The sequence below is a fragment of the Bacillus benzoevorans genome, assembly GCF_014207535.1.
Classification (GTDB): Bacteria; Bacillota; Bacilli; order Bacillales; family Cytobacillaceae; genus Bacillus_BD; species Bacillus_BD benzoevorans.
Map to the genome: position 1 here is coordinate 209,250 of NZ_JACHGK010000004.1, position 7,292 is coordinate 216,541.

Annotated in this window: 6 protein-coding genes; 3 read left to right on the forward strand and 3 right to left on the reverse strand. The window is 41.4% G+C overall.

The genetic code is table 11. The features are described 5' to 3' along the window. The first annotated feature begins 823 nt into the window (after positions 1 to 823). Positions 824 to 2,026, forward strand: coding sequence for a zinc-ribbon domain-containing protein (locus HNR53_RS08580; RefSeq protein WP_184524890.1), 1,203 nt, complete (start codon positions 824 to 826; stop codon positions 2,024 to 2,026). A 73-nt stretch (positions 2,027 to 2,099) separates the two neighbouring features. Then, complete coding sequence (locus HNR53_RS08585) at positions 2,100 to 3,236, forward strand: S1C family serine protease (protein ID WP_184524891.1); 1,137 nt, start codon at positions 2,100 to 2,102, stop codon at positions 3,234 to 3,236. A gap of 70 nt (positions 3,237 to 3,306) precedes the next feature. Here the strand turns inward: HNR53_RS08585 and HNR53_RS08590 are convergent, their stop codons facing one another. Next, positions 3,307 to 3,708, reverse strand: a complete 402-nt coding sequence (locus tag HNR53_RS08590) for a rhodanese-like domain-containing protein (RefSeq protein WP_246439426.1) — start codon at positions 3,706 to 3,708, stop codon at positions 3,307 to 3,309. A 163-nt stretch (positions 3,709 to 3,871) separates the two neighbouring features. On the opposite strand from HNR53_RS08590, the gene HNR53_RS08595 reads away from it, so the two are divergent. Beyond that, positions 3,872 to 4,096 (forward strand): hypothetical protein, encoded by a 225-nt coding sequence (locus HNR53_RS08595; protein WP_184524893.1) that lies wholly within the window; start codon positions 3,872 to 3,874, stop codon positions 4,094 to 4,096. Positions 4,097 to 4,215: 119 nt separating this feature from the next. Here HNR53_RS08595 and HNR53_RS08600 read toward each other — a convergent pair whose 3' ends face one another. Further along, on the reverse strand, positions 4,216 to 4,608 hold the full coding sequence (locus HNR53_RS08600) for a YuzC family spore coat inner layer protein (protein ID WP_184524895.1): 393 nt from the start codon (positions 4,606 to 4,608) through the stop codon (positions 4,216 to 4,218). Between the two features lie 244 nt (positions 4,609 to 4,852). Continuing rightward, entirely contained in the window at positions 4,853 to 6,028 is a 1,176-nt protein-coding gene (locus HNR53_RS08605; protein WP_184524897.1) for an S-layer homology domain-containing protein, read from the reverse strand. Positions 6,029 to 7,292 lie beyond the last annotated feature (1,264 nt).

The window sequence follows — 7,292 nt, forward strand, 5'->3', positions numbered from 1 at the left end:
AGACAGCTTTTCGAGTTCCAGCCTTATCCTGTCCTTTAGAGACCTTCTATTAGACAGCTTTTCTAAGTTCCAGCCTGATCCTGTCCTTTAGAGACCTTCTATTAGACAGCTTTTCTAAGTTCCAGCCACAACCTTTCCTTTAGAGGCCTTCTATTAGACAGCTTCTCTGAGTTCCAGCCTTATCCTGTCCTTTAGAGGCCTTCTATTAGACAACTTTTCTGAGTTCCAGCCACAACCTGTCCTTTAGAGACCTTCTATTAGACAGCTTTTCTGGGTTCCAGCCTTATCCTGTCCTTTAGAGGCCTTCTATTAGACAGCTTTCCTGAGTTCCAGCCTTATCCTGTCCTTTTGAGGCCTTCTATTAGACAGCTTTTCTGAGTTCCAGCCACAACCTGTCCTTTAGAGGGTCTTCTATTAGACAGCTTCTCTGGGTTCCAGCCTTATCCTGTCCTTTTGAGGCCTTCTATTAGACAGCTTTTTTGGGTTCCAGCCTTATCCTGTCCTTCAGAGACCTTCTATTAGACAGCTTTTTTGAGTTCCAGCCTTATCCTGTCCTTTAGAGGCCTTCTATTAGACAGCTTTTTTGAGTTCCAGCCACAACCTGTCCTTTAGAGACCTTCTATTAGACAGCTTTTCATGTTTTCCTGCTGAGGGTGTCCAAATAAGCACTGGGTTCGGACAAATTTTCTGATTTCCCTGCTGATGAGTCCAAATGAAATGAACAATGAACCCGCCCCATGCCCCTTCCCTTAACAAAATCCGCCGTATTTCGCTATTTTATGTTACAATTTGTTTACAAAGATAAACGTTAAGGAGGGATACCATGTACTGCCATAAATGCGGAGAGCAGGTTATCGCGGATGCGCAGTTTTGTCCTCATTGCGGTGCGAAGGTGCAGAATTCGGCGCAGGAAGAGATGGCTGCAGGCACAACAACAGCATCAAGGCTGGACAAACCAGAGAAGCCGCGGAACCATTCGGCACTAAACCGAACATTACCAGTACTTATTCCAATTATTAGTTTTCTGCTTATAGCGGCCGGGCTGGCATTTTATTATGTTCAGGAACAGAAAATCAATAAAGAAGTTTTACAATTAAAAGAAGATGCTGAAACAGCAGCATTAAAAACGAAATATAAGCAGGCGAAGGGAATTCTTGAAGAGGCATTGAACAAGCGCCCGAACTATGAAACTTTAACCATTGATTTAAAAGCCGTAGAAAAAGCCATACAATACGACGAAAGCTTTGCTGTGGTCAGTGAACATATTAAGAAATCACAATTCGATGCTGCCGGCAAAGAGTTAACAAACTTAAAGAATCAATTAAACGCGGAACACAGTCCGATATTTGTGCCGCTGCAAAGGCAATTGAAAGAAAAGGAAGTAAACATTACGGTTGGAAAAATAAAAACCGAACTGAACAATTTAACGACCGTTGACGAGCTTGGCGGAAAGCTTTCCATTCTCGCATCCCTTCCTGAAAAAGAAGCCAGCGCCGTAAGAAAAGAAATCATCAATAAAATTGTCCAAATCAGTATGGATCAGGCTGGGCAGCTGCTGAAGGACAAGCAATTCTCGAAGGCCATTTCCACTGTTGATAAAGGGCTGCAATACGCGGTGAATGACGAGAAATTAACAGCATTAAAGGGACGGATTGAGCAGGATAAGAACGCTTTTGAAAAAGCGGAGCAGGAAAGAATCGAACAGGCGATGGAATCTGCGGCACAGGAGGATTTAAAAAATAAAACGGCTGCCGCTGAAGTACTTGAACTGCTGGCAGAAGTCAACGAATACGGTGATTTATATGTATCAGGCTCCGTCAACAATAAAGCGACAACTAATATTTACTCTGTTACAGTGTATTACAGCATCTATGATGAAAATGCCAGTTTAATAGAATCCGGAGATACAGTGGTTTATCCTTATTTACTGGAACCGGGGGATACGGGGACGTTTGATAATACTCATTACGGACTGCATGAAAATGCCACCGTCGAAATTGATAACATCACCTGGTATCTCCAATAATAGGCCCCCTAATAGACAAGCGGGCTGTATCCTGTTTGTATTTTTTTAAAAAGTAAGAAAGAAGGTGGCAAAAATGAAGAAAGTGCTCATTAGTTTAATCATCACACTCCTGATTTGGGGTGCCGGTGCTTTTGCCTTCTTTTTCATAAAAGAGTATGTTCCCAAACAGCTGAAAGCAGCTTCTGATATTGTTACAACGGAAAAAGAGGTTGAGAATGAAAAAGAAGTTTCACAGGATTTGAAGGAAGTTATTCATAATGTACAAAAACTGGTTGTGAAAATTCAGCTCGAAGACGGCTCGTTGGGGTCCGGTTTCGTATATAACAATCAAGGGGATGTCGTCACGAATGCCCATGTTGTCGCGAATACAAAGGATGTGACGGTAGTGACGGCGGATTCGAAGGAATTGCCGGGGACCGTTATCGGCATTGGTCAGGACACAGATGTGGCCGTGGTGCGCGTTCCCGGACTTGCCGACACGGAACCGCTGAAGGTGGCACGTGAGCGGAAGGGTGAAATCGGGGACGAGGTGCTGGCATTGGGAAGCCCGCTCGGTTACCAAAATACCGTCACAACAGGGATTATCAGTGGAATTGACCGTGACATTGATATCGAGCCGTTTCATTATGAGGACGCCTATCAGATTTCTGCACCGATTGCTCCGGGGAACAGCGGCGGTCCGTTAGTCGACAGCAAAACCGGAGAAGTGCTGGGAATTAATTCGGCGGGACTTATGGAGGTCGCAGGCTCAATCGGCTTCAGTATTCCGATTACAAGCGTTCTTCCACTCATTGATGGCTGGGTTGCTTCACCTATGACAGATTTGCCTGCGATAGAAATGGGCGGAAATGAGTATGCCCAGGAAGAAGAGTATTCATTGGAGGAATACTCGAACTATCTAGTGCAGTATTTTTATGAAAGTCTGAATTACGGCGATTATGTCACGGCATATTCCCTGCTGGGCGCTTCATGGCAGTCTAATACAACATATGACGAATTCCGTAAAGGCTATCTCAATACTCTCGCTGTAAAAATCAATGATATTACAGCATCAGCTTCTGATAACACAGGCACCGTGACGGCAGTGATTACGGCGCAGGAACGGAAAGACAGCGGAACAGTCTACAGCCAATACAAAGTGAACTACAAAATAGGCTATGAAAATGACCAACTAGTAATTATCTCCGGTGCTGGGGAAAAGCTGGAGTAGTCAGCGGCATCGAAAGACCCATCAGATTTTACCTGATGGGTCTTTATTATAAGCAGATTTCACTTAAGACTTATTTCTCGATCTCATAAGTCCACTCGTTCATGCCGCCCTTCATGTTTTTAATATGTGTAAAGCCGCTCTTGGCCAGCATTTCGCTGGCATTTGAGGAACGATTCCCGCTTCTGCAGACCATTAAGTAGGAAGTATCCTTGTCCAAATCTTCCATTCTATTATCGATTTCGTCCTCAGGAATTAACGTTGCATTCGGAATATGACCTTCCTTATATTCCGCCTCTGTCCGGACATCAATGACAACCACTTCATTCTTGTCAATAAGCTCCTTGGCATGCTTGACATTCACATCTTCATACAGCTTTCCATCACTGTTTTCACTGCTCGTAACAGCGCTTCCACATGCGGCGAGCATCAGCATACTGCACACTATTAGTATCGCAAAGGTTGTTTTTTTCATGTTCATTTCCCTCCCATATGAATTTCCCCAATTCAAATATACTCACCCCCCTGGATTTTTACTAGCTACTATTTTCACTTTATGAACGTATGTGAACCTTTTTTTAAATTCATAGTCGAAGGCAGGCATACAAGTTGTTGTTGCCGAACCGGTAAAATAGAGGATGGAATGGATTATCGGCTTTTATGGGATTCAACTGATCATACTTATCGTCCTCATTATGGCATCATGGCTGATTTGGGACCGCCGCTTGAAGAAGAAACACGGCAAAGACGTCCCGCCCGGCTTCGTCCGGACAAACGAAGTACCGATTGATCTAACGACCGGGAAGAAGCTGGTCGTATTCTATCATCCTGAGTCGGGGGAGCGTTTTTATAAAGAGGAGTAATGAATTAAGGACAAGAGTGCAGCACTTCTGTCCTTGATTATATTTACGCACCCCTTCTCCATAAATTTAGTGGAAAGGTTCGCAAAAAAAAGGAGGAAGATACCTATTCCCCCCTCCCTTCATTTCCAGCGTAGAGAAATTGTTAGTTTGCAGCAATCATATCCCTCTATTGCTGATGAGAATTGGATACGCAATCCATCAGGAGTATAACGAACCGCCAAATCTGATGTAACACCGATGGAACGAATTAATTTTTCCACTTCTGCTTTATGAGAGGCCTGTGCTTCAGCCATTAACTTCGCATTAAATTCTTTAGACTGAGCTAATTTATCCAGAACCTTACTGGCATCTTTCATTAGTTTCTTTGTTTGATTGGCTGATTGAGATAACACCGAACCATCCACAGGCTGCATCGGCCGCGGCTGCCACTGCCAATAAACCGGCTGATAATACGACTGGAGGTAATTCCCGGGGTGCTGATAATAACGAGGTTGATATGGATAAAAATTCACTGTACCCACCCTCCGCTTCAGATGACATATCATTAACGTATGCACCGCGGCTTGTTTGAGGGAATGGGGTGCGGGATTACATAGCCTTTGCCATACAAAAACCAGCTATACTTATCCAGTTTTATAGCACAGCAATACAAAAGGTGCGGCAGGAACACCTGCCACACCTTTTATCAAGAACAATCGTTCAAACAAATCGGGGCGTCACTGTCTCCCCGATTTTGCGTGATGCCCCGATTTGAAGTTATCGGATTAACGAAAACGGCATGGCATATTCACGTAGTCCGGCGGCATAGGCTCCGAATTCGTAGGGATTGAGATAGACGACAAAGTTGGATCGGGTCAGGTAGAAGTTGAACTGAATTTCATCGAGACTTGCCGGACCGCCGGCGTATTCATAATGTTCATGGTTCATCTCATTTAACTTGTTGATTATTGTGCTCTCATAGCCTGGTTTCGTTGCTAATTCATGGAGCGAAATGAAGACAGCATTTTTCACATCATAGTTAAATGAATAACGCATCTGATTTGGATGGGCTCCACCGGTATAGGTGTAATTATCAAAAACGACACTAATATAATCGAAATCGACACGCGGCAGCGAATAAGTCACTTCATAGAGATAATATTGCCCCATTAATACATCTTCCAGGGCCAGTTCCATAACATCCTTTCTGTTTTGCGCCTGAAGCTGTCCGTCCTGCTGCATCGCTTGATTTAAATTGGTAAAATCATTTGCACCGGTCATATCAATGAATTGCGGATAATAGACCAGATCTGCTGCTTTTCTTGGATAAGAAACGATTTTCAGACGAAACTGAGGGTTCATCGACCTTGCCGTAAATACAGCCATCTGCGCCCTTGTAACAGGTGCTGATGGGTTAAACGTTGTTGCGGTGTATCCGGATGTAATACCGGATGCGAGAAGCGGAGTAATATACTGATATCCCCAATAATCCGCCCCCATATCAGCCCAGTCCACAGGCACATGACCGCTGATGCCAAAGGCCAGATTTGTAATCTTCGCCATCTCAACGCGCTTTAACTGCCCTTTTGGATTAAACTTCCCGGATTTAGCAAACCAGCCGGCATTTACCGCAGCAGCAATTTCCTTGTAAAACAAATGCGTCTTTGGCACATCGCTGAAGCCCGGATTCGGCACATTTGCAGTCGAAATTCCTTTCGCACGAACTAAAATAGCCGCAGCCTCTTCTCTTGTTACAGGAGCATCCTTATCAAAAATGCCATTTGCCTTCCCCTTCAAAACTCCCAGGTCCGCCAGATAATAAATCTCCTTTTCCGCCCAGTGACCTGAAGGAACATCTGAAAAGACCACTGCCGCTTCTGTTTTTAAAGAAGCCCCAGCAATAAACAGCGCCATCACAAAGACGAAACAAATACATTTTCGTAAAAACCGCATTTGACATTCACCTCGTTTTTTTTTTTTAAACATTCAGATTATATAAATCGAAAATCTGGATGAATGCATGAATATAACCGATAAAACGACCATAAGCAATGATCTATTTCGCAAAATCACTCACCTATCTATCATATTATGACTGGCTGGAACTATGATTGTAAATCACAATGACGATAAATTTTGCTGGTCTTGCGGAGGTTTTACCATTGCCTATGAAAATTAGCTTAATGCCCTTTAGTAAGATAGGTATTTTAGCTGTTAATTTTCGTTTCTACACCTTCTTTAAGAATACTATCAACAGCTTTGGAAATAGTCCTAAAGAATTCTATCGATATCAAATAATGAGGTTATTTTTACTCATGTACCATTTTTTAATAGAAAACGCCAGATAAAAATGATACTTTTTTCCTATTTTATATTATTTTTACATAATTTTCTCAATGATTTAAACAATAAATATCTGATTCATCTCCATTTACGGAATTTATTATTTATATTCGTATATCCATATATTCGTTTTTTTGAATATTATAAGTTCAAATTATTCAAACAAGGAGAATTATAATATTTATTCCCTTTTTCTCCTTACATTTTATCTCAGAATTTATAAACAATTTTAAACAAATACTCTGTGTTCTTGGTAATCATTTACAGATTATGCCTCGCTATCCTTTATTATATTAAGATAATATGTTATACAATTCTGAATTATTTTGAGACCATTTTCCTATAGAACCATTATTTTCAATCAAGTATATTAATTTACGAGGCAAGACAAAAGGCTTAATCGGCGTTAACTAAATAGGTTTAAAGAATTAATATATACTTACTTTTGCAGGACTTATTAACTTCGTTTAAGCGGACTGCTTTTGATTGTTTTCTAGTATTTTGATATGAATAATATATTTTTGAATTTGGAGGTGTTTTTCCATGGGTTTTCTTAATAATTTACTTGCTCAACTTCTTGGTCTTCTAGGGCTTTAATTCTTTTAGATTTCGATGTAAATCATTTCTTGTCTGGAGGTGACATTCATGGGTTTTCTTAATAATTTACTTGCTCAACTTCTTGGTCTTCTAGGGCTTTAATTCTTTTAGATTTCGATGTAAATCATTTCTTGTCTGGAGGTGACATTCATGGGTTTTCTTAATAGTTTACTTGCTCAGCTTCTTGGTCTTCTAGGACTTTAATTCTTTTAGATTTCAATTTAAATCATTTCTTGTCTGGAGGTGACATTCATGGGTTTTCTTAATAATTTACTTG

Excerpts from the sequence above, each read along its gene's own strand:
- HNR53_RS08580 (WP_184524890.1), top strand. The coding sequence starts at position 824 with ATGTACTGCCATAAATGCGGAGAGCAGGTTATCGCGGATGCGCAGTTT.
- HNR53_RS08585 (WP_184524891.1), top strand. The coding sequence starts at position 2,100 with ATGAAGAAAGTGCTCATTAGTTTAATCATCACACTCCTGATTTGGGGT.
- HNR53_RS08590 (WP_246439426.1), bottom strand. The coding sequence starts at position 3,708 with ATGAAAAAAACAACCTTTGCGATACTAATAGTGTGCAGTATGCTGATG.
- HNR53_RS08595 (WP_184524893.1), top strand. The coding sequence starts at position 3,872 with ATGGAATGGATTATCGGCTTTTATGGGATTCAACTGATCATACTTATC.
- HNR53_RS08605 (WP_184524897.1), bottom strand. The coding sequence starts at position 6,028 with ATGCGGTTTTTACGAAAATGTATTTGTTTCGTCTTTGTGATGGCGCTG.